The organism is Paenibacillus sp. FSL M7-1046 (assembly GCF_038007405.1).
In the GTDB taxonomy this organism is placed as follows: domain Bacteria; phylum Bacillota; class Bacilli; order Paenibacillales; family Paenibacillaceae; genus Paenibacillus_AQ.
This window is the reverse complement of record NZ_JBBOXB010000001.1, coordinates 3797251-3820899: the sequence shown is the minus strand read 5'-3', so window position 1 is coordinate 3820899 and position 23649 is coordinate 3797251. Positions and strand designations below refer to the sequence as shown.

Here is a 23649-nt window from a genome sequence, read left to right as displayed (position 1 = left end):
AATGCACCTCGAATTTTTATTAGATAACAAGATTAGCCTTCATACACAAAATTAAAATGTGCATCCGCTAATAATGGAGCCTGCTCATCTTTGCCGGATAAAACCGGTGCCACATGTATAGGCCATTCAACACCAATGGCAGGATCATTCCAAAGGATTCCTCCATCACATTCTGGTGCGTAAAGCTCATCACATTTATACTGCACTTCCACATCCTCAGTAAGAGTCATGAACCCATGTGCAAATCCCTTCGGAATCAATAGCTGTTTCTTGTTCTCAGCGCTAAGCTCTATGCCGAACCACTTACTGTAAGTAGGACTGCCCTTTCTAATATCCACAGCAACATCGAATATAACTCCACTTGTGCACCGAACAAGCTTCGTTTGCGCTTTAGGATCCAATTGATAATGAAGCCCTCTAAGTGTCCCTTTAACAGCAGAATAAGACTGGTTATCCTGAACGAAAGTTATATCAATTCCTTGTTCTTTGAACTTTGCATCACTAAATGTTTCCATGAACCATCCACGATGGTCTCCGAATACCGCAGGTTCAACGATAAATACACCAGGCAGCACTGTTTCTGTTAACTTCATGTCTTCCACACCTTCACTACTTAATATTGGATTTTACCTGTTGCCACTTTAATTAAATACTGACCGTAACCTGTCTTACTTAGTTTTTGGCCGCATTCCAATAAGTGCTCCTTATTAATCCAGCCGTTGATATAGGCTATCTCTTCTAGTGCTGCGATCTTAATCCCTTGGTGGTCTTCAATCGTTCTCACAAAATTAGTCGCATCGACAAGGCTCTGATGAGTTCCAGTATCTAGCCAGGTAAAGCCACGACCCAGCAACTCTACGTCTAACTCACCAAGTTTAAGGTATGCCTCATTAATTGAAGTTATCTCAAGTTCGCCCCTTGAAGAAGGCTCCACATTCTTGGCAATCTCTACTACCCGATTATCATAGAAATATAATCCAGTGATAGCGTAATTTGATTTAGGCTGGGCCGGCTTCTCTTCCACACTAAGCACTTTACCTTCATCATTAAACTCGACCACGCCAAAACGCTCCGGATCTTGCACATGATAGCCAAATACAGTCGCACCATGTTCTTTATCAGAAGCTCTTTTTAACATTTTCCGAATACCATTTCCATAGTAAATGTTATCGCCAAGAATCATAGCCACAGAATCATCACCAATGAATGACTCCCCCAAAATAAAAGCCTGAGCCAAACCATCAGGACTGGGTTGAACAATATATTGTAGGGAAATACCGAATTGAGACCCATCTCCTAAGAGGTTTTCAAACCTTGGCGTATCCTCAGGAGTGGAAATGATCAAGATCTCGTTAATTCCGGCCAACATCAAAGTGGATAATGGGTAGTAGATCATAGGTTTATCGTAAATTGGTAGTAGTTGTTTACTTGTAACCATGGTTAATGGATAGAGGCGCGTTCCGCTGCCTCCGGCTAAAATTATTCCTTTCATTTGAACCTCCAATTCAAATAATACTTATTGGGAATTATGGCTCTCGCTTTATTGAGTGGTTGGATGCACGTTTGATAGAATGATAGAGTGATTTGTCACGGAGCCTCTACGGCACGAGTACTCGCGTAAGCCGCAAAGCATAAGCTTTGCGTTCCTAACCAGCTTATCGTGCCCGACTCTCCATATGAAATCGCAATATATTTGCCCACCCCGAATAGCAACGAACCATAATTATTTTTCTAAAAAAAGATAGTGCTTGACAAAATAACCCCACCAAAACCTTACTGGTTTAACATAGAATTCATCACACCTAAGCAGCGCTACAGCAAGCTCTTAAGTTTTTTATTTTGTCTAAGATATTGTTGGTTCACACACTAAAATCCATAAATCCGATGGCAAAATCATGCTAGATTTGTTACCTAACCGAAAGCTGCAGGCGTATGCCAAAGAACACCACGTTTCCTTTTACATACCCCGAAGGCGGTAGTTAGGGATTTAGCTTCCGCGTATCGCACCTGAATCAGCGCAATTTTTCCGAATGCGGTTCACGTTGCAAATCAATTATATGTTCACGGTTACGTGATCGAAAACGTGTACGAGGTTCGAAAGAACACTAAGCAGAAACTGTCACTGCTTGCGAATGCACATCTTAAAACTAAGCATTGCTTGCCGAACCAGCCTGTAAATGCGCTGGACGATGAGAACAAAGAGAGGCTGAAATACTCTTCGCTTCATCGTAGTGTGAAGGAATGGAAAGAAACATTCACGACCTTGCATAACTGCTCACCTAAATTTTCCGCTGTGAAACTAGGATTGAGCGGTGAAGTGAGTAAGGTGAAAGAGTTGATAATCCCGCTGTCAAGGGCACCTTTAGCTCGATGCGCAATTGGACAGAGAAAATCGTAAACTATCCTCAAAGTTGATGGGCCAACGCAAGCGTTAGAAGGTCGACATAATCGCATTAAAGCACCGTCATATTTCATGAAATAATAGCCTCTTGAAAGTCCCTACACTTATTAAATTTAATCCTTATCGGATGTTAGAATAGCAGTCATGCACTCTAATTTTGAGATTAAACCCTATCTAAAGGGGAGGAGTTAATTTTAGTTTATGCGAATTATTCACTTTATTCTTCATTTTTTTCTCCAAGGGTTGCATGTAGTATAGACAGGTCACTGAAAAAAGGAAGAAATACCTAAAGTCGTACAAATCCCCTGAAAACATCTGAACAATCTGCATATATAAGGGTAAAATAGCAATAATTAAATTATCCGAATTACGATATCGGCGCAATATTAAAAGAGTAATGATACATGTAAACACAAAGTAAACTGCACCTACAACTCCCGTCTCAACCATCATCTCTAACAAAGTGTTGTGCGGGTATACCTCACCAGTAGCAATAGTATAACCGTTAAGTCCAAAACCAAAGAATGGACGCTCACGTATCATATCTTCAGCGTAAACGTAAAGTAGGTCTCTCCCCGCATAATATACTTGATTGATTAGTAAATTTACTATTCGATTAATGAACACACGTTCAAGATAATCCCACATGTAGAAGATCGCTGCAACTGGTATCAGGTAATAGAGTATCTTTTTTAAAGATAGACTAAATTGCTTCTTTTTCGGCCTATATACTCCCCTAAAAGCCAGAAAAACTACAGACACCACGAATGCACCTAGTATACCTCCACGAGACCCGACTAGTACAATTCCTGCTAAAAAGGCGAAGCATAGTAAGAGCATTTTCAGCTTTTTTGAAGCATGGAATTTATACCAAGCAGATGCGGCAGAAAAAAACAGTACACGCGTGACAACATTTGGACCGCCAATACTATTGGTGCCACGTAGTGAACCGGATAAGACAGATTGAAAAATCGGTATTATATATATAAGACCAACAACGATAAAAACTGTTGTTATCACGCCGATAATTTCGTCAAATGAAAAAAACTTAAGCATGTATGTTGTAGTAATCAACAAACTAAATAAAAATACTACGTCAATCATTTTTTCAAAAAATAAAGGTATATTTGCTGTGTATAAAGCAGTCATCATCAATATGATAAAGTAAGCATACGTCGACACTAAAAAGAAACTTGTAGTATAATTTCTGTGTGTACTCGTCTTCTCTCTCCTTATCTCATTCATTAAAATCAAGAACATAGTTGCGGCTAACATAACATACCTAATCTGAAAGCCTGATGAAAGACCTATACGTTCAAGTGTAAACCCACCAGACACATAAGTTAATACTAATAATATTAATGCCTTTTTGATAGTAACCGCCTTCTTCCATGGTGTGAAAATAGCCAAAATATTAAGTTTAGACTTTTGTATTCTCCAGATTCACGGAAAAACTACTGAATATTAAATTAAAGGTAAGCAATACTCTTGATTCCGCCTGTTTTAACCATGATTAACATAAGTCCCTTTTGTCCACTATGGAACACTAACAACTGCAAATTATAACTGGTGAATAATAAATTTGGGCGTGTCTGAAAACTCTTCAAAATGGAGCTACTTCAACAAAATATTACAGAAGCCAGAAAGGAAAAACTCAAAAAATTCCAGAAAGGCTTATCATAGCGTATTGCTTTCCACGTATTTGTTTGATTTTGTTAGAAAAACATATCATAACATGGCGTTCTTTATAATGGTAAAAATCACATGTCCAAAGACCTGTCGTATTAGACTTGGGCGGGGTACAGAACGTTGTGTTTTGGGATTCAAAATTCGTTCGAATGTTCACGCTCCGTAGGCTTTATCGGCTAAAATAGCGTTCCGAGATAACGTTACGCCAGATAGGAAGTGGGACAGTACGGTACTATCATGAATATTTAAAGGCGTTAAAAAGAGGCAAATCGGATTACAGAGCGCGTCTACAATACCGTAGATTTTGGTGTTGCGACCACCTCAGGAAAGTCCGATTTCTTAGATGAATTCGGCGTTTTCGCCCCCTTTTCACCCCCGCTGCGTGCTGATGAACTTTATAAGAGGTGCTATTTTCTGCAACTCCGCATTGCTGGACAAGAACAGAAACACCTTTTGAAATATATCGTCTTTACTCCAATCCAAGGACCAAATCGTTCAGGAAAATCACGCTAAGGAGCACCCTGTTTTGACTTTCCAAAGCAGTCCATTAAGCATCGCCTGATTGGAATTCGAGGCTTTACCTTCTCTTATATTTTGAGGATCAATAGTTCTTTTATCCATTCCCAGTCCTGGCCCCTTGATTTCGCGGCGTCTTAGCATTTTTTTACAGGGCCCCCTCGTGATTTCGTCCTTGTAAAATTACGCTATGGTCTCGCTTTTGAAAATATATCTAGTTTCAGACACGCCATAATTAAATTCAAGAAAATAGACTATTTACTATCATTTGTCCCTAATTATTAAAACAGTACATCTTAGACTGACTATAGTTAAACGACTTCTTCGCTCTATTAAGTGGTTGGATGCACGTTTGATAGGATGATAGAGCGATTTGAAATGGAGCCTCTACGGGCATGAGTACTCGCGTAAGTCGCGAAATAAGGACTTCGCTTTGCTAATCAGCTTATCATGCCCACCCCTCCATATAAAATCACAATCTATTAGCCCCGCCGAATAGCAACGAACCAGTTAACTTATTCAATTTCTATTAAAGAATAACTCAAACTTATGATTTGAATTTATCTAAATACATTTAATACGTAACAGATCTTCCGATGGATTCATAGGTAGTCCCTGTCATTGCTTCTTTTTTATAACAATTTCGTCCATCCAAAATAATCGGACATTTCATATTCTGAATAAATTTCTCCTTTTCTAATGCTTTTATTTCAGGCCATTCCGTAAATATAAAACAGATATCTGCTTCGGATAAGGTCTCTTCTATAGTTTCAAAATAATCAATTCCAGACACTTTGTTTTGTTCCATTAATTTCTTGAAGTTTGATACCCCCACTGGATCCCAGGCCTTAACTCTTGCTCCATCTTCGATTAGCATAGGAACATTAACTAATGAAGGAGCTTCTCTTAGATCATCAGTTCCCGGTTTAAATGTTAGGCCAAGCACCGCAACAGTTAGTCCATCCATATTTTCATAGTATTTGCGGGCTTTTTTAATTAGCTTGAACTTTTGTTGTTCATTTACTTCAATAGCAGCCTTTATTGTTTTCAATTCATAGTCATGAAAATTCGCCAACCAATGCAACGCCTTTGTATCTTTAGGAAAACACGAACCACCATATCCAATACCAGCATTTAAAAATTTATTTCCTATTCTCTCATCATACCCCATACCCTTGGTTACAGATTCTATATCTGCCCCTACTATTTCACAGAGATTTGCGATTTCGTTAATGTAAGAAATTTTCAGCGCTAAAAAATCATTAGATGCATATTTTATCATTTCTGCAGATCGGCGATTAGTTATAAGAATAGGTACATTGCTGAATCCATTATATGCTTCTAATAACACTTCCTTAGCGTATTCACTCTCAACTCCAAGAACTATTCTAGAAGTATGCAGGGTATCTCTTATTGCAGATCCTTGAGCTAAGAATTCAGGATTGCTCGCAACATGTACGTTCACATCATTTACAAGCTCTTGATTTATATAATTTTCAACTTTGTCGTTAGTACCTATGGGCACTGTGGATTTTACTACAACTACACATTCCTTATTGACTGAAGCTGCAATTTGCTTTGCAACATTAAACACATACGATAAATTAGCCGAACCATCTGTCTTTTCCGGTGTTCCTACTCCAATAAAGATAACGTCGGCATCTCTATATGCTGATTCATAATCCATGGTATAAATAAGTCTATCTTTGTTTAAAGCCATTAAATGTTCCAAGTCCTGCTCGTAAATAGGACTTATCCCGTCCCTCATCATATTAATTTTATTTTCATCAACATCAACACAAGTCACATTGTGACCAGTATGAGCCATGCATACTCCTGTAACTAAGCCCACGTAACCAGTGCCAGCTACAGCAATTTTAAGCGGCTTTTCAATAAAATTCGTTGAATTTAAGCTTGTACTAGTTGTCATGCGTCATTTTCCCCCTTTGTCTATAATCTTTTACTGAACGAATCGTAGTGACCAACTTCTCTTTTGATAAAAGAAGATACACTATGTAGGAAAGTAAATAGACCGCAAATCCAATTACAGGGTTAATAAACCAAGTACATAAGATGAATATTGCTACTAGTACTGACTCCTTTAATATATCTTTCAAGATAGAGCCCTCTAACATTTTTGACAAGTAGAGTTCGGAAATAATGCTTCTAAAAGCAACAGCAACAACCATAGAAAGAATAACAGCATAAATATTATTGATGAGATAACCTGAAATTAAACTTAACGTTACACTTAATGCCAGTGAATATAAATTGATTTTCAGCAGTACTTTTTCTTTGCGAAGGACCTTAAAATAGGTACTGCAGAGCAGACTCATCTTTCCTTCGTAACAGCACAAGGGGAGTAACAAGGCAAGATACTCAAGACTTTCTTTATACTCCGGCAACCATAATTCTAAAACATAGTTCAATGGCATGTAGAACAAAAGGATACCAACTAATAATATCCCTAAAATATCACGTGTCATCCAATAAAACTTTTTCTGTCCCGATCCATCTATCCTACGCAGCATTGGAAATAATACCATACTTATTTGAGCAATAAATGAAAGCATGAAAGTTGCAAGGGTCAGAGCAAATGAGAATTTGCCAAAGTCTTCTATCCCCCATTTTCTATCTACTATCAGTCTTCCGCTTCCAAGAATAAGTAAACTTGCTATATTAGAGAACATTAAATTCATACCAACGGAAACATTCAGCATCATCTCTTTAGAGGTCTCTAGCAATTCCGTAACCTTAATTCCAACAAACACCATTCGACGGCCATTCCATATACAATAGAATAACGCAATTAATTTGCCAAATAGACTCAAAAAGACCAGCCAAATAAAACTCTCATTTTTAAATACAATCATCGTAATTAATATGAGAATAAAAATAATCTTATCTATAATAACAGATATTGAAAAAATCCTTGTCTTATTTACTGCCTGAAAGATAAATCCAATATAACCAACAGCATTGTATATCGGCAGGCAAATTGCAGTGGCGATATACACAAATTGCCGGTTTGGGTCTTCAACAAACAATCCACTATATATAATAAATAGAGAAGCTAAAAAAGAATGGAAAACAAATGCTAACCAGAATTGAGAACCTACAGATCTAAAATTCAACTCTTCGTAATTTGTCCCGCCGAGACGAAGGTATATCCCATCATTTAATCCGAAATGAAAGAACCCTATATAAGTTGTATAAAAGACAAATAGCTGCCAATAGCTAAATTCTTCAATTCCTAAAATTTTGGGAACAACAACAGACATCAATAGGCTTAACAGAAACGAAAACCCCTGGGCTATAAAAGCATACATCACATTATTAATCACACTATTAGATCTAGTCGGCTTAATCATTTCTCAAAAGTCTCCAAATTTACTGTAATCAAAACTAAAACCACCTCAAATCTAGTATTTCATAAAGAGTCTCTTAGTGGACACGCTTATATATCTTTTGATATTTTTCCTAAAGTCTGCACTTTTGATAGAAAATGCAACAAACTCTAGAAATCTTATAAAATACAAAGGAAACAATTGAATTGCAGATGCACCAATGTATTTTTTAAAATAATATAACTCACTTTCAACCAGGCATATATATGAGAAAGCTTTTATACTCTTAGTACTTTGTCCATGAGCATGTATTATCTCACTTTCAGTTAAATATACCGTTTTATATCCTTTTTTCTCCATTCCAATACCAATAATGAGCTCTTCTCCGTATAAAAAAGTCCCCTCATCCAGCGGAGTAAGATCACGTGAGCAGCGCTCACTCATCATAAAACAGCATCCAGAAACAGAATGAACCTCAAAAGGTTTTGTCAGGTCTTGATCCAATACATTAAATTTGCTTATAAAATCCTTAACAAATGGAGCGAAAACGGTCTTTCTCATAAGATACATATATTTTTCTCTTACTCCAGTTTTAACTCCCATATTTATTGCTTGAATACTTCCGTCAGGCTTAAACACTTTAGGGCCGACGATTCCCACCGTTTCATTTTGGTTCAAATAGTTGTACATGTTAAATATACTATCTTCTTTAAATATAATATCATTGTTAGCTATTAGTATTTCACGACAACCGTCAGATATAGCATACTTAATACCTACATTATTTCCCGCTGAATAACCTCTATTAACTTCATTTCTGATATATGTAATTCTTGCATCTTTAAAAAAGAGTAGCATTTCCTCATCCGGAAGAACGGGTGAGGCATTATCAACAATATAGATATGATAGCTGCACTTCTTTTCGCTTTCAAAAATACTTCTAACACACTTCAAGGTATCAGCCCAATTAATATAAGTTAGCACTACAATCCCTATCATTTATTCCCTCACCCATAAAAAATTGTACTTTCTAATATGTGCTGCCTCTTAAAATATCGTGCTCCATTTCTTTTTAATGTACTCTTCACTAAATTCTCCTGTCACTGCTTTATTATATGAGTTCAATGCTAGCCGTTCCAATTCTTCTCTGTTTGAATTAAGATAAGTTAATTTCTTAAATAAAAATTCAACCATGTTGGCATCAATATAATCGGAATAAATTGTTTCACTTCTGTGATTCCATACAGCTACATTAGGCATATTATCATAATTAAAAAATCTAAACTTGGGGCCAACTAAATATCCATTAAAATCGTGCTCAACCATCTCACTCAAAGCATATAAATCAGAGGTCAAAATCGCATTCCCGGATTTCATAGCTTCAAGAACCACAAGTGAAAAACTGTCTTGTCTGCTAGGGTTCAGCATAATTGAAGACGCATTATAAAACTCATTCAACTCATCTTTACTGAACTTAAAATCATAAGCTTGTATGTTTTTATTTTCCGTAATTTCTCTATGCGTTTTTTCATCAATCGAATTTAGCTGGGTTATAATTACAAGTTTAATATTGTTTATTCCTTGTTGCTGTAGTCGTTTAAAACATTCAAGAATATCCTTGCCTCCCTTTAGTGTGAATTTAGAAGAAATATATAGACACTGTATATCGCGAGAATGGGATTTTGATTGTATATTTTCCAGACTTGTTAAAGGATTTTTCTCGATTAAAGGGTATATTTGAGTAGTTTTGACACTGCTCGGAATTTCGTAAACATTATCTAAAGTATTCAAACAAGCCTTAGATAAACAGACCACTGCTTTCAAATGTTTATCTTGAAAATACTTTTTTAATTTCATCTTGGATAATAATGTACTATTTCTATTTATTGAATAGTGAACTAGTGCAAAGGGATTTTCAAGACATACAACATAATCCTTATCGCTTTTCAAAAAACGATTATAACTAAAAACATTTGTACTATCAGTATCGCTAACTTTTAATCTTTGAATTAGTCCAAGATGATCTGCTAACTTAGATTTAACTAATTTTGCTATTATGTGTTTAGCTTTCGAATTTGTTTCATAGAGTTGATTTTCTTTATACTGAAATACAAGGTTTTCATGTTCTGTTTTGAAAAGCGTCAGCAAAAAACCTCGCGCTTTTGTAGCTACATAAATCCTTTTCATTCCACACCTCTAATCATATTAAAACACTTTATCTAGTGCTTTCTGCTTTTTCCCAAAATGGCTTAGACTTCCCGCTTAAAACCCTGTAGACACCGACCCACTGGGCAGCGATCGTAACTGTGTAGTAATAAATCATATTCAGATATCTAATGTTAAGCTTCATATATAGTTTCAATAAGGCTAGTAAGTAGAAAATAATCTGGCCTGCTAATGTTAACATATAAAATATTGATGACTGAACCAACAGGATATTAGTTACCAACACTATAAGATGAGAAATCCATAGCAAATATCTACACGTTCTATGCCCCAAATAAAAATAAGTAAACCATTTATACTTAAAGATATTTAGTATTCTTATGTCAGGTAATATTTGCGCTAACAGTACTCTGTTACTTCTAACCTTTCTCCCAAATTCATCTTCTATAACTTCTCCAGCTTTTTCATAAGCTACGGCATCATGGTTAGCAATAGCCCGTTTCCCTTGTAAAGCATAATACGGTGGCATTGCACTATCATGACACTGAATAGGATTAAAATCATTATAATCCTTTGTTCTGCACGCATATAATGCACCATTGCCCGCAGTAATGGTTTGAATTCTCCCCTCTATTTCCCGAGCAGCTAAATCGCTGTCCCAATAGTTTGCTTCGGCATTGCTTACATCACTAACATTCTGATTAATTATTGCTAATCGCCCTGAAACATATGCGATATCTTCAGAAGTGAAAGCAGCCATTAACTCACTAACCGCATTTTTCTCCATCATAGAATTCGCATCAGTCATTATTAAATATTCAGATGTTACTGTTTTATGAGCTTCATTTTGAGCATTTGTCTTCCCCTTGCGAGCTTTAACCTCGAACAGCCTAATGTTATATTCTTGATAACTACGTATAAAATCTTTAACAATCTCATTTGTTTTATCCGTACTGTTGTCAGAAGAGACTAAGAACTCTATGCGGTCTTTTGGATATTCTAGACTCACAATGTTATGGAGTTTATCCAATATAACTTTTTCCTCATTATGCGCCACAACCATGACTGTAACAGATGGTTTATGACTGTAATTTTTCTCTAATTTTTTAGTTTTATGCAACTTACCAATTACTTTTAAAGATACTGGATACCCTATCATAGCCCATATAATAATAAACGCACTAATATAGAAAAGTGTTTTCAACCAAAAATCCATCTTCCGACCCCTCTGCAATATACATTAATTATCTTTTATCAATTTTTTTGCCGGGAATCCAACATAAGTTCCTGATTCCGTTATATCATTTACAACTACAGCGCCAGCCCCTATTTTTGATCCACTGCATATATCAATGTTATTACTTACTATACTGCCAATTCCAAGCCACGTACCTTTGCCTATCTTTACAGTCCCAGCTAAGTGTACTCCTGGAGATAGGTGAGTATAATCTTCAATGATGTTATCATGGTCAACGCTAGAAGCTGTATTAACTATACAGCCTTTTCCTATAGAAGAGGAGCTGTTAATAATAACTCCTGCCATAATAACTGTACCACACCCAACTTTAACGTTAGAGCCAATAACAGCTTGAGGGTGAATTAGGGATACTATAGAAGCTCCATCATGCTCTAACTTGTTTTGAATTAGTTCTCTTGTTGAATTATTCCCAATAGCGACAAAAAAATCAAAGTCATTAATATAAGTATTAATATCCTCTGTATTTCCAATAACTTCAAAGCCAATACACTCTGTAACAGATAGATTATTATCAATAAATGATATATTATCCCAAATATTCATTTCATTCGCAATGTCAGCTACTACTTTACCATGACCACCAGCACCGATGATAATTAAGCCATTTTTCATAATCTAACACTCTCTTTACTAGAACCACGATACGGCTCAATAGTTACAGAATTATTTGAGTTGATTCCTTCTCTGATAAAAACCTTTTTTATAGTCGTAAGAATAGTTTTCCAATCACCCACAAAGGTAACCTGATCCACATATTTAACATCCAAATTAAATTTATCTTCCCAGCTAATTGCATTACGGCCGTTCACTTGAGCGTAACCAGTAAGCCCAGGTCTAACTTCATGTCTGCGCTTTTGATGTTCATCATACAGAGCCAAATACTGCACCAATAACGGGCGTGGCCCAACTATAGCCATATCCCCGCGTACAATGTTCCATAACTCTGGAAGCTCATCCAAACTTGTAGAGCGCAAAAATTTCCCGAATGATGTAAGACGAATGCTATCAGAAAGCAATTCGCCATTTGCATCACGTTCATCTGTCATCGTTCTAAACTTGTACATTCTAAAAACCTTATCATGAAAACCCGGACGTTCTTGAATAAATAATACTGGCCCGCCTAATTTAATTCTCACAAGAACAGCAACAATAAGTAATATGGGACTAAGCAAAAGAAGAGCAATTGATGAGAGCAACAAGTCCTGCACTCTCTTGACGTATCTTTCGTATACCCTTTTTTTACAAAGCATCTTACTTCCACATCCTCTTAATCAATGTGCACACTCGCTCCAGATCCTCATCCGTCATTTTGGTGTCAGAAGGCAAGCAAACCCCATTTTCAAACAATTGCTCAGATACGGTTCCTCCGACATAATCATATTCAGCAAAAAAAGGCTGCAGATGCATTGGTTTCCATATCGGTCTAGATTCAATATTATTTTGTTCAAGATCTATCATGATATCAAATGGTCTTACTGCACCACTTAATGTAATACAGCTTAACCAGCAATTTGGCTCATTCCACTCATTGATTGGCATAAATGAAACGCCTTCTAACCCACCAAGCTCCTTTTGGTAAAAATTGAATATGTATTTCTTTTTAACAACACGCTGATCCAATACTCTTAGTTGGCCTCTGCCTATTCCCGCAACAACATTGCTCATTCGATAGTTGAATCCCAACTCACTGTGCTGATAATGTCTTGCCTGATCTCTTGCTTGAGTCGCCCAAAATCTGGTCTTAGCAATTTGCTCCTCATTATTAGAAACCAGCATACCACCACCTGAAGTAGTGATAATCTTGTTCCCATTAAATGAGAAGATACCATACTCTCCAAAAGTGCCAGTATGTGTTCCTTTATAGTAGGTTCCTAATGATTCCGCAGCATCCTCTATTACGGGAACATTGTACCTGTTACATATCTCCATAATTTGATCCATATCAGCTGAAAGCCCATATAAATGTACAACTATAACAGCTTTAACATTTGGATATTTTATAAAAGCCTCTTCCAAGGCATTAGGGTCCATGTTCCAAGTTTCCAAGTTGCTGTCGATAAATACAGGGACAGCATTCTGATAGATAATAGGATTAGCTGTTGCCGAAAAAGTTAAAGATTGACAAAATACTACATCTCCAGAACCAACGCCAACTGATTTAAGTGCTAAATGAATAGCAGCAGTACCTGTTGTAAGTGCTGCTGCTGCCTTGATATTTACCTTTGCAGCTAACTCCTTTTCAAACCCGGTAACGTTTGCACCCAAGGGAGCTACCCAATTGGTGTCAAATGCTTCTTTAATATATTCCATTTCATATCCTTCATCACTCATATGTGGTGAGGATAGCCAAATTTTTCCAATCATTATATCTGCTCCTATACTCCTATTTTTCATTTATCTAAATATATATAAGGATTGTTTTACCTTATTACATTCCAATTAAAGAAAGAAGCAAAATTAATACAAAGCCTATAACAGTATTCATAGATTATATGAATATCTCAAAAAAAATATCCAATTATTGAATCTCACCAAAGGGATCAGTTACTTACAAAGAATCAGTCCTTCGCCATATGAAGAACTGATTCTTGTCCACAATAATCTTACTTGTTCCCCATTCCCTCAGCCAATGCCATCCCTTTTTGTAATTCAGCTTCAAATGCTGCTCTATATTGAGAAATAATAGCAGTGCTATGTCCATTACTCTTTAATTTCTGTTCAGCATCTCCAATAATGTTATTGAAGCTCGCAGTAAACGAAGATAACTGTTGTTTCCCACTAGCTACAAGATTAGCCTTCGTAGTGGCATCTTTAGCACTCAAATACTCTAGCGCAAGGCTGTAAAGGATTGCATTACTCTGATCCCGCAGCGCATTTAATTTCGCTTCTGTATCTCCTGTTATTTGTTCATAGCTCAATGTTCCGCTTCCAGCAGCTCCTCCACCATTCGTACCATTCGAAGGTTGGGGCGTTGATGTTGCACCTGTTCCACTTTGATTACCCTCAGTCTGTGTAGGTGTTGGATTAACTTGAGGATGATAGGCTGAAGACACTGCAGTAATTGTCTTCGTCTGCTGATCCCAATTAATAGAATTACCTACAGATTCCGATAAGAAACGAAGGGGCACATATACTGTTCCATTCAACATATAACTACCTTGTCCTGTTGGAATAGTTTTGGTAGTACCACTGAATACATAGCTAGCCTTCACCGGGCTCAGTATTACATTCTTAGTGACTATCGCTGGGCTTTCAGCAACTGTGGTATTCATTAAGTACTCTTTGATCCTTACGAGTTCAGAGCTGTTAGGTTCTGAGACGGTGATTCTCACATTTTTAGCATCCCAATTCACACTTTTCTGCAGGGCATTAGACATGAAGCGAAGAGGTACATACGTTGAGTTCTTATACGAAAACACATATTGTCCGGCCGGAGGCTGCAAACTTACTCCATCGAAGATCAATTTAACATTCATGCTGGATACCTTAATCGTTTCGTTAACAGCAGCTGCTGATGCAGATAATGGGGCTGATGCTGTTAATGGTGCCACTCCAACCAATGTAAGCAGCAGCAATAGGGCTGCTGGAAATTTCACTTTTGACATTTTACTCACTTCCTTTTTCTTGAGCTTTAATCCGTTCTTCCTGAGCTACTACTTCATCGCGCGACTTCCCTTGGCTCACACCGTATTTCTTAGCGACCTGGGACAATTCGTTATATTGTTCTTCAGATACCTTACCAAGGATAATACTACGAGCTTCCCGCTTCTCTTCTATACTCAGACCACCTTTGGCTAGCTCTTGCAGCCGCTTGATATCCGAGAGGCTTAATTGGCCCATTACAATGGAAGCCACGTCTGCCTTATCCTTGACGGTAACACTTTCTTGAATCTGCTTGGCTTTGTCTGTTGATACCTGAGCTGTATAGTCGTCTACCGCCGGAGTACTCGTAGGTTTACTCGTAGGTTTACTCGTAGGTTTACTGGTAGGTTTACTCGTACCAGCAGTTGCTTGTCCGCCAGCATCCTCCCCCTTATCTGTACCCTCCGCAGCAATTGCATCTGTAGATTTGGTGATTGCTGTGGATTGAGTTGTTGCTATAGGCTCTAAACTTTTAGGTTCTCCACTTGCTGTTGGCTCCGCAGTCGCATCTCCCGCCACTACAGCAGGTTCAACTTGCTCTCCCTTGGTTACATTATCAGTAGTCTGATCCCCTTCCACATCGAAGCTATCGGCCATTGAACTCATTAGTTTGTCCACTGCGTAATTGGCTGCAAATAAGCCGCCCACACCAAGCACTACAATCACCGATAGCGTCCAGAACAATATCTTCTTCCATCTCTTGTTGAACACTTCAGGCACCTCCATATCAAAGAATTAGCTAATTGCAGCTTGAGCTACTGGCTGCATTGGAACAATTTGGTTGATGACTTCACGAATGGCTTCTCCGTCTTCAGACAACACACGTTCCAAACGTTTGAATTCCAGTTCAAGCTGGTTCTGGCTTAGCACATTGGGTCTGCCGATGAAGATCCGGTCATGCTGGGTGGAACCCAGATTCTCCTCAGCAGTCAGCAGTTCTTCATACAGCTTCTCACCTTCCCGTATTCCAGAGAAGGTAATCGCGATGTCCCTGTAAGGCTCATAGCCAGATAAGGTAATCAAATCTTCCGCCAATGTCAGAATCTTGACAGGTTGCCCCATATCCAGCACAAAGACTTCCCCGCCGTTCGCGAAAGATCCGGATTGGATAACAAGCTGTACCGCTTCTGGAATGGTCATGAAATAACGCACCATCTCTGGATGGGTAACGGTAACAGGTCCACCGGCAGCAATCTGCTGTTTGAACGCCGGTATTACACTGCCACGGCTGCCCAGTACATTACCGAACCGCACAGCCGAGAACTTCGTTGGACTTGAAGTGTTAAGACTCTGCACATACATCTCGGCGATCCGCTTCGTCGCTCCCATTACGCTCGTTGGGTTGACTGCCTTGTCAGAAGAGATTAGTACGAAACGTTCCGCCCCATATTTATCTGCACAGTCCGCTACATTGCGTGTACCGAAAACATTATTCTTAATAGCCTCGGAAGGATTACGCTCCATCAGAGGAACGTGCTTATGTGCTGCCGCATGAAAGACTACGTGCGGTCTATGACTATCGAATAATTCCATCATCCGAGCGCGGTCCTGTACATCGGCAATAACAGTAACAATGTTCAGTTCAGGAAACTTCTTGCGGAGCTCCATCTCTATTGTATAAATACTGTTTTCTCCATGTCCAAGAACCAAGAGTTTATCTGGTGAAAATGGTGAAATTTGTCTACACAGCTCCGAACCGATGGAACCGCCAGCACCAGTAATCATTACCGTCTTGTTGTGCACATATCCAAGAATACTGTTCAGGTCTGCCACAATAGGTTCACGACCAAGTAGATCCTCCACGCTGACATCACGAAGCTTCTTCACTGAGATTTTGCCAGCAATCAAATCATTTAACGCAGGTATAATCTTTAGTTTAACTCCAGTCGCCTTCGCTAAATTAATAACCTCAGAGATTTCCGTTCTTGAGACTGAAGGCATTGCAATAATAATCTCATGAATCTCACTTTGCTTCACAATTCTGGGAATATCATATCGGTTGCCAAGAACGGGCACACCCAGAATAGACAAATGATATTTATCTGCACTATCGTCAATGAATCCAACGATTCGAGTGTGAGCAAATGAAGGTCCCATCATTTCACGGGCAATCAGAATTCCACAGTCACCGGCACCAACAATCAAGGTGTGCGTTTCTGTATCCTTGGCGTTAATCCGGTCATTCCTGAACACTCTCCAGCAGAAGCGCACTCCGCCGACCAGCAGCAGGATGGTCTCTGTCGCCCGTACCTCAATACTGAGTGGGACCCGCTCAGGCAAAATAAGAAATGCCACTGCAAATGCAAGAACGGCGCCTACGACAATAGCTTTGAAGACCGAGACGATCTCACCAATACTGGCATACTGCCACAATCTGCGGTAGAGCCCGAAGTAGATCAGACTCCCCCCAAAAGTGACAGTCGCAATGAGACCGAACATCAGCATCTGAAGCATATATTCGTCAGGGACGCCGTTAGGGAACCGGAACATATAAGAAGTTATAATACTGAACCAGATGATCGCAAGGTCAATGAGGAACAATAAATACACTCTGGTTTTCGCTGTCATTTTTAGTGCCTCCAAAAATAACAATTTTGTCTATGGAACAACTCAATTTCCATAATAATAATAATAATAACCTTCACTGGCTTTACGCTTCACATTATTTAGGACTACGCCCAGCATTTTGGCCCCTACACGATCAAGATTAGCCTTGGCCTTGGCCGCGATATCACGTTTAACCTTGCCGTAACTCACTACCATTATGACTCCATCACTCTTGGAAGATACAATTTGTGCATCAGTAACTGCCAGCAGAGGCGGTGTATCAATAAGAACAATATCAAACCGTTGCCGAAGTTCTTGGAGCACACTGCTCATGCGGTTAGATGACAACATTTCAGCCGGATTAGGTGGGATTGGTCCTGAAGTCATCAGATACAGGTTATCCACCCCAGATTCTTGAATGACTTCATCCAGATTCGCTTGCTGAGATAATAGCGAGGATAGGCCTAACCTGTTGCTTAAAGAGAACGTCTTATGTGCTGTTGGCTTACGCAAGTCACTATCGATCAAAAGCACCTTTTTATCGGATTGGGCATAAGCTGCCGCCAAATTGGCTGAGACTGTAGATTTACCTTCTTCTGGACCCGAGGACGTCACCATAATGACCTGAATTTGTTCATCGACCGAGGAAAAATCAATGTTCGTACGCAATGCCCGGAACGCCTCCGATACCGGTGATCGTGGGTTCGTAACAGTAATCAGATGACGTTGTTGTTTATTTGGCTGCTGTGACATGCTCTAGTTCCCCCGACTTTCTGACTTGTGTCTGAGCTTGTGTCTCAGTACCTTTGGCTTCATCTTGTCCAACTCTTGTGATCATCGCAATAGTTGGCAATCCCAGATAACGTTCAATATCCGCTTCAGTCTTCAGCGTATCATCCATGTATTCTAGAAGAAATGCAATTCCGAGACCAAGCATTAAAGAAACAATAAATGCAATGGCAAGATTCATCACTACATTTGGTTCCACAGGTCCTGGTTCTACAGATGGATTAACCTTAGCCTCATTAAGAATAGATACATTCTGAACATTGAATAATGACGGAATTTCCTGTTTAAATACAAGCGAAATGGCATTCACGATTTCTGCAGCTCTCTGGTACGAATTATCTCGAACGACAAGTGTCATCACCTGCGTATTATTTACGGAACTCACGTTTACCTTCTTCAACAACTCCTCCGCAGTGATATTGAATTGCGGATATTCCTTGGCTACGACGTCTAAAATCGCCGGTGTCTTGATAATTTCCTTGTACGTATTAATCAGCTGTATATTCGTATTAATTTGGTTAAGGTCCAACTGACCCGCCGTAGATTGTGTAGGCGTCTGATTCACAATGATTTTCGTAGAAGCTTCGTATACGGGATTCTTGATATACAAACTGTAAATTCCGGCAAGAAGACATGCCACTATTACAATACTTGCAATTAGCCAAACTCTCTTCCTGACAATCTGAAAATAATCGCGAAGATCCAATTCTTGTGCTGACAAGTGAATTTCCCTCCAAGCTATTTCTGTAATATTTCAATCCACGCTAAAAAAGTGCCCCCTCTCACGTAGACGAGAGGAGGCTCTCCACTTGCTTATTACTTACTTGAAGTTAATTGTACGATAGATAATTACTGCAGCTTCTGCACGACTAGCTGTGTTCGTAGGGTTGAACTTACCAGCGTCACCAATTACCAAGTTGTTACTAGCTGCAAATGCTACTCCATCTTTCAAAGTAGCGCTAATCTTAGCTGCATCGGAGAATTTGCTCAACGCAGAAGCATCCGTTTTTGCATCCGGGTGAGTCAATTTCAATGCACGGGAGATCAGTGTTGCCATCTCAGCACGGGTAATTGTTGCTGTTGGATCGAATGTAGTAGAATTGCGGCCTTGGATAATCCCCTTCTCTGCAGCAACAGCCACGTAAGGAGCGTACCAAGCAGTTGAGCTCACATCACTGAAGTTTTCAGTTGCTGTGCTGTTTTCCAAGTTCAACGCACGAACTAGCATCTTGGCAAATTCCGCACGGGTAACATTGTTCTTAGGAGCAAATTTACCATTTCCGATACCTTCAATCGCGCCCTTAGCAGCTACGACTTGAATTTGTCTTCCAGCCCAAGCTTGAACTTTAGCAATATCACTGAAGCTCACCTTGTTCTCGAGAACAGCATAGGAAGAGAATGTGTCGCGCGGTTCAACGATATATTCACCGTCAAGCACGCCGCCTTGGAATTGCAAATTACTATAAACCACTTTTGCTACAGACAACAATTCTTTATCGAGACCAGTAGTATCCTTAAGTGGAAGCTTAATAGTCAATGGTTGCTTGAACGTTGTTGTTGGAACGTTCTTCACAGTAAATCCGAAATCATATACACTTGACGCCAGTTTCAGCTTAGTAATAGATGTTACCGTAGTATCAGCGGCTGTTGTAACTGTCAGGGCAACCTCAGTATTAAATTGAGCCATCGGAATTGTTACTGTCAGGCTGTTATAGGTCACACCCATGTTGGCAATACCTTTAGCCGTCGCAGCATCAACGATTACTTTGGATAGTGGAACTTCTACTGTCGACACTTTAATTGGACCAAGATCAAGCGTCAGTGTCAACGGGCCGGTATAACCTACAGCTTTTGCAGCTGCAACCAATTTATCAAACGCCGCAAGGATGTCAGCATCAACCAATTTAACTGTGGCTTTATCACCTGTGATCACAACGTATTTGGACGCATCAAATATCGAGGCTTTGGCAAAAGCTTCAGCAGGAGTCAATGTAGTTGTAGTAGTACCACCACCAGCAACACCACCGCCGCCACCATTTCCAGATCCCGGATTATAACCCAATCCAAATGCAGAAATGTAAGCAAGAGCCAATTGAGTTGCAGCTTCTTTATCGGTTGTAAGTTCTGCTCTTACAGCATTAACAGACGCCTTAATGTCCGCTTTGGAAACCCCAAGATTAGTAAGCACTGTACTTACGGTGTATTTATTAGCACCTGCAGTTGCTCCCAGAACAACATCGATCGCATCATCGAATAATTTTTCTTGAGCACTAGGGTTCTTGGCAAGCGCAACCAACTCAGCAGTGGTCTTATTGCTCACCAAATTCTTAAGAGATGTTTCCACACCAAGTACAAAATCAATTACATCGTCAACCGTTAGATCCGCTACACCTGCATCTGCTGCAATTTGTTTCAAGACTGCAATATAGGCTTCGTTATTTCGAATATCCTTCAGATCAGTGTAATTCAGGTCATAATATACATTGGCAACATCGTTGAACAAATTGTACAATTCCGTTTTATTTACATCGGGCTGAAGATTGTCAAGCACCGGTGCGAACAGAGCATTGAATTTCGCGGAATCAATTTTCTCATTAATCTCAGCACGTGTAGCTCTCAGTGCTGCTCGTCCGGGATCCCCCAGATTTTTATACAACAAATCTGCACGAGCTTGTAATGCTGCGTTATCTACTGATGCCGCAGATGCAACGCCACTCAAATGTTTAGCCAAACCTTGGCTGCTGAAAGGGAAGCCTGCTACAGATGCTGCTGCCATACTTACTGCTAGTGTTGATACTGCTAATTTTTTCTTCAAAGTCACTTTTCATCCACCTCTTTGTATGTAGTGTTGAATCTGTTACTGCTGTTGCTGTTAGAATAGGTCATACTAAGCCAACTCTATTCAAATAAAATGTAACAATAACCCAGTATTACCCATTCTACCACTATTCGAGAGATTGGTCACGCTTTACGAGAAAATATTCCGAAGATTTTTTGACTTTTTTTGCGGGAACCCGTATAAAGCACTCGAACCATCTCCTCGTTGGCGATAATTCTCTGTGAATTGTGGCGAAAACAGTCGGAAACGGCAGCCCCCAGTTCTTTCTCCACAACCTTGTAAGCTTCACTGAGACCAAAGGGCCGATGACGGCTGTCATGCGCATCGGAAGCGATCACATGAACAGCGTTTCTTCGACACAGGTCGAGTGAGAGCTTCTGCAGTTTGTTTCCAAAGACTCCGGCAATACTCTGCGCTGTGACTTGCCCTAGTGCTCCCAGCTCTATTAATCTTTCTAATTTGGCGGGATCTTCAGCAATTTCAGCATTGCGCTCCGGATGGGCAAGGACTGGGACAAAACCTTGAATCATAAGCTCATGGCAAGTTTCCTCCATGCTGCGTGGTATCCGAGAAGAAGGCATTTCTAGCAATATATACTTTGAACCCGCAAGCGTCAGCAACTGGCCTTGTTCCAAATCAATCAGGAGATCCCCGTATATGCGGATCTCCTGACCAGGCAGTACAAGCAGGTTAATACCAGCTTGCTGAAGTCTCTCATTCAGAAGCTGCACAGCTTGTCCAATATTTGGAGCGGGATTCATATATACACCATTGGCATGGTGAGGTGTAGCTATCGCCGTAGAAATACCATCCTTCTGGGCGTCCTGCGCCATGGCGAGAGCCGCTTCCCAGTCTGCAGCTCCATCATCCATAAAAGGTAAAATGTGGTTATGGATATCTATCATATACTTTTTATCGTTCCTTTTCTAGCTTTATTTTATAGATTTTTCGAAAAAACACAACCATTTCACTGGGGAATATTTGCTAGAATCAATGTGTAATTTATTCCTATAATTCCAATTCTATCAAACGCCGGTTGATCGCTGCAAGTTTACTGTCAATTCCAGCTATCATTTCATCGCTTTGGAAGGTGAGTCTGCAATCTAATAAACTATCAATTTCGAGGCGCAGTGCCGCAATCTCCCGCTCTATAACATCAGACTTAAAGAGAGTCATCATCTCCGATAAGGACTGTTTATGCTGATAGATCAGCTTGCTGCCATTAGCAGTCAGCTCTGAAATCCGGCGGACCGATCCACTCTCATAATAATACTCCATTGTGAAACCTTGATAAATCCTATTTACTGAACCCGACCCTTTATAAGTGACGAAAAGCTTGCGGACTGCATTATTCAGATGAGGGTTCACCACCCGGCAGGAAAACGTGCAGATATAGAGATGTCCCCTGCGTTCTACATTGAGGCGAATCGCTTCTCCCCCGTTTTCTTCCAGTACAATCTCCTGTTCTCCACCTCCGAGGACCTTAACACGGTGACTGATAAAGCAGGTATCGGCTGTGAGCAGAAACTGGTTCATCTGAAATTCTGTCATTTGCAGAGTTGTATTCACATATTCCGTCGCCAATCGCTGAGCCATAACCATCCCTCTATTCTTTATAGCAATCATTAGATTGATTATACAACGTAGAGCGGCGGGTTTCTCTCATGCTAGAACAGGCTAAAGACCGTTAATCCCTATTATGGCGTGGAAATGGGAGAATAGGTGAGGAATTCGCATTGATCCTATGATATACGCAAATTCCCCATATATCAGGACCAACTTATTCTTCTGAGGTATCCACAGACTGAGATGCTTCCATGGAATCCTCGCTTTCCTGCTCATCCTCTATATCTTCTTCGGAAGGAAGGCAGTACCTCTCAATCAGTTCCCACAGTTCATCTTTGCCGAGGCCCAGCTCCGAGGAAAAGGATATGAAATTATCACCCGGCAATACACCGAGCTCCTGTTTCATAATTTTGATATGTTTAGGCCAGCGGGTCTTGGGAATCTTGTCCGCTTTGGTTGCCACCACGCAGAGCGGCAGATCATAATGCTTCAGCCAATCAAACATCATTTTGTCATTACTGGTCGGCGGGTGGCGCAAATCCACTATAAGCAGAATAAGCCTTAGCGTGTCCCGCTCTGCCATATACTTTTCGACCATTTTTCCCCATGAGGCACGTTGGGTTTTGGAAACTTTGGCATACCCGTATCCGGGGAAGTCAACAAAATACATATCTTCGTTGACACGGTAATAGTTCATATGCTGTGTCTTGCCCGGTGTGGAGCTGGTACGGGCCAGATTTTTACGGTTAATCATCCGGTTGATCAGGGAGGACTTCCCTACGTTGGAGCGCCCTGCCAGAGCAATCTCCGGCAAGGCGTCAACTGGGTATTGATCAGGGCCTACGGCGCTGATGATAAATTCGGCATTGTTAACTTTCATAGGACTTCC

20 protein-coding genes are annotated in these 23649 nt (G+C 39.8%); all 20 read right to left on the bottom strand.

The annotated features are described in order from the left end of the window. Window positions 1–32 precede the first annotated feature (32 nt). Entirely contained in the window at window positions 33–593 is a 561-nt protein-coding gene (gene rfbC, locus NYE29_RS16815; protein WP_340896836.1) for a dTDP-4-dehydrorhamnose 3,5-epimerase, read from the bottom strand. A 20-nt stretch (window positions 594–613) separates the two neighbouring features. Continuing rightward, window positions 614–1492, bottom strand: coding sequence for a glucose-1-phosphate thymidylyltransferase RfbA (rfbA, locus tag NYE29_RS16810; protein ID WP_340896835.1), 879 nt, complete (start codon window positions 1490–1492; stop codon window positions 614–616). Between the two features lie 1083 nt (window positions 1493–2575). Then, window positions 2576–3811 carry an O-antigen ligase family protein gene (locus NYE29_RS16805; RefSeq protein ID WP_340896834.1) on the bottom strand — a complete coding sequence of 412 codons (1236 nt, stop codon included), beginning with the start codon at window positions 3809–3811 and terminating at the stop codon, window positions 2576–2578. Between the two features lie 1369 nt (window positions 3812–5180). Beyond that, entirely contained in the window at window positions 5181–6536 is a 1356-nt protein-coding gene (locus NYE29_RS16800) for a UDP-glucose dehydrogenase family protein (RefSeq protein ID WP_340896833.1), read from the bottom strand. Next, window positions 6526–7977 (bottom strand): oligosaccharide flippase family protein, encoded by a 1452-nt coding sequence (locus tag NYE29_RS16795; protein ID WP_340896832.1) that lies wholly within the window; start codon window positions 7975–7977, stop codon window positions 6526–6528. The genes NYE29_RS16800 and NYE29_RS16795 overlap by 11 nt, the downstream gene beginning before the upstream one ends. A 51-nt stretch (window positions 7978–8028) precedes the next feature. Further along, a complete protein-coding gene (locus NYE29_RS16790; protein WP_340896831.1) occupies window positions 8029–8952 on the bottom strand; it encodes a glycosyltransferase family 2 protein in 924 nt (307 codons plus the stop codon). A 48-nt stretch (window positions 8953–9000) separates the two neighbouring features. After that, entirely contained in the window at window positions 9001–10140 is a 1140-nt protein-coding gene (locus NYE29_RS16785) for a glycosyltransferase family 4 protein (RefSeq protein ID WP_340896830.1), read from the bottom strand. A 28-nt stretch (window positions 10141–10168) separates the two neighbouring features. After that, complete coding sequence (locus NYE29_RS16780) at window positions 10169–11335, bottom strand: glycosyltransferase family 2 protein (protein ID WP_340896829.1); 1167 nt, start codon at window positions 11333–11335, stop codon at window positions 10169–10171. Window positions 11336–11359: 24 nt separating this feature from the next. Beyond that, a complete protein-coding gene (locus NYE29_RS16775; RefSeq protein ID WP_340896828.1) occupies window positions 11360–11989 on the bottom strand; it encodes an acetyltransferase in 630 nt (209 codons plus the stop codon). After that, window positions 11986–12627, bottom strand: coding sequence for a sugar transferase (locus tag NYE29_RS16770; RefSeq protein ID WP_340896827.1), 642 nt, complete (start codon window positions 12625–12627; stop codon window positions 11986–11988). The genes NYE29_RS16775 and NYE29_RS16770 overlap by 4 nt, the downstream gene beginning before the upstream one ends. Before the next feature lies 1 nt (window position 12628). Further along, window positions 12629–13741, bottom strand: coding sequence for a DegT/DnrJ/EryC1/StrS family aminotransferase (locus NYE29_RS16765; protein ID WP_340896826.1), 1113 nt, complete (start codon window positions 13739–13741; stop codon window positions 12629–12631). A 239-nt stretch (window positions 13742–13980) separates the two neighbouring features. Beyond that, window positions 13981–14982, bottom strand: coding sequence for a copper amine oxidase N-terminal domain-containing protein (locus tag NYE29_RS16760; RefSeq protein WP_340896825.1), 1002 nt, complete (start codon window positions 14980–14982; stop codon window positions 13981–13983). Between the two features lies 1 nt (window position 14983). Then, window positions 14984–15703 (bottom strand): hypothetical protein, encoded by a 720-nt coding sequence (locus tag NYE29_RS16755; protein ID WP_340896824.1) that lies wholly within the window; start codon window positions 15701–15703, stop codon window positions 14984–14986. A 51-nt stretch (window positions 15704–15754) separates the two neighbouring features. Further along, a complete protein-coding gene (locus NYE29_RS16750) occupies window positions 15755–17587 on the bottom strand; it encodes a polysaccharide biosynthesis protein (protein WP_340896823.1) in 1833 nt (610 codons plus the stop codon). A gap of 42 nt (window positions 17588–17629) precedes the next feature. Then, window positions 17630–18319 (bottom strand): CpsD/CapB family tyrosine-protein kinase, encoded by a 690-nt coding sequence (locus tag NYE29_RS16745; RefSeq protein WP_038595802.1) that lies wholly within the window; start codon window positions 18317–18319, stop codon window positions 17630–17632. After that, on the bottom strand, window positions 18300–19076 hold the full coding sequence (locus tag NYE29_RS16740; protein ID WP_340896822.1) for a YveK family protein: 777 nt from the start codon (window positions 19074–19076) through the stop codon (window positions 18300–18302). Before NYE29_RS16740 ends, NYE29_RS16745 begins: the two co-directional genes overlap by 20 nt. A 99-nt stretch (window positions 19077–19175) precedes the next feature. Further along, window positions 19176–21176: an S-layer homology domain-containing protein gene (locus tag NYE29_RS16735; protein ID WP_340896821.1), complete on the bottom strand. Its 2001-nt coding sequence runs from the start codon at window positions 21174–21176 to the stop codon at window positions 19176–19178. Window positions 21177–21316: 140 nt separating this feature from the next. Next, window positions 21317–22099, bottom strand: a complete 783-nt coding sequence (locus tag NYE29_RS16730; RefSeq protein ID WP_340896820.1) for a tyrosine-protein phosphatase — start codon at window positions 22097–22099, stop codon at window positions 21317–21319. A 103-nt stretch (window positions 22100–22202) separates the two neighbouring features. Continuing rightward, a complete protein-coding gene (locus NYE29_RS16725) occupies window positions 22203–22790 on the bottom strand; it encodes a non-ribosomal peptide synthetase module (protein WP_340896819.1) in 588 nt (195 codons plus the stop codon). Window positions 22791–22974: 184 nt separating this feature from the next. Continuing rightward, the gene (yihA, locus tag NYE29_RS16720; RefSeq protein ID WP_340896818.1) at window positions 22975–23640 is read right to left on the bottom strand and encodes a ribosome biogenesis GTP-binding protein YihA/YsxC; all 666 of its coding nucleotides are present in this window, start codon (window positions 23638–23640) and stop codon (window positions 22975–22977) included. Window positions 23641–23649 lie beyond the last annotated feature (9 nt).

Excerpts from the sequence above, each read along its gene's own strand:
- rfbC (WP_340896836.1), bottom strand. The coding sequence starts at position 593 with ATGAAGTTAACAGAAACAGTGCTGCCTGGTGTATTTATCGTTGAACCT.
- rfbA (WP_340896835.1), bottom strand. The coding sequence starts at position 1,492 with ATGAAAGGAATAATTTTAGCCGGAGGCAGCGGAACGCGCCTCTATCCA.
- NYE29_RS16800 (WP_340896833.1), bottom strand. The coding sequence starts at position 6,536 with ATGACAACTAGTACAAGCTTAAATTCAACGAATTTTATTGAAAAGCCG.
- NYE29_RS16795 (WP_340896832.1), bottom strand. The coding sequence starts at position 7,977 with ATGATTAAGCCGACTAGATCTAATAGTGTGATTAATAATGTGATGTAT.
- NYE29_RS16790 (WP_340896831.1), bottom strand. The coding sequence starts at position 8,952 with ATGATAGGGATTGTAGTGCTAACTTATATTAATTGGGCTGATACCTTG.
- NYE29_RS16785 (WP_340896830.1), bottom strand. The coding sequence starts at position 10,140 with ATGAAAAGGATTTATGTAGCTACAAAAGCGCGAGGTTTTTTGCTGACG.
- NYE29_RS16780 (WP_340896829.1), bottom strand. The coding sequence starts at position 11,335 with ATGGATTTTTGGTTGAAAACACTTTTCTATATTAGTGCGTTTATTATT.
- NYE29_RS16775 (WP_340896828.1), bottom strand. The coding sequence starts at position 11,989 with ATGAAAAATGGCTTAATTATCATCGGTGCTGGTGGTCATGGTAAAGTA.
- NYE29_RS16770 (WP_340896827.1), bottom strand. The coding sequence starts at position 12,627 with ATGCTTTGTAAAAAAAGGGTATACGAAAGATACGTCAAGAGAGTGCAG.
- NYE29_RS16765 (WP_340896826.1), bottom strand. The coding sequence starts at position 13,741 with ATGATTGGAAAAATTTGGCTATCCTCACCACATATGAGTGATGAAGGA.
- NYE29_RS16760 (WP_340896825.1), bottom strand. The coding sequence starts at position 14,982 with ATGTCAAAAGTGAAATTTCCAGCAGCCCTATTGCTGCTGCTTACATTG.
- NYE29_RS16750 (WP_340896823.1), bottom strand. The coding sequence starts at position 17,587 with ATGACAGCGAAAACCAGAGTGTATTTATTGTTCCTCATTGACCTTGCG.
- NYE29_RS16745 (WP_038595802.1), bottom strand. The coding sequence starts at position 18,319 with ATGTCACAGCAGCCAAATAAACAACAACGTCATCTGATTACTGTTACG.
- NYE29_RS16730 (WP_340896820.1), bottom strand. The coding sequence starts at position 22,099 with ATGATAGATATCCATAACCACATTTTACCTTTTATGGATGATGGAGCT.
- NYE29_RS16725 (WP_340896819.1), bottom strand. The coding sequence starts at position 22,790 with ATGGCTCAGCGATTGGCGACGGAATATGTGAATACAACTCTGCAAATG.
- yihA (WP_340896818.1), bottom strand. The coding sequence starts at position 23,640 with ATGAAAGTTAACAATGCCGAATTTATCATCAGCGCCGTAGGCCCTGAT.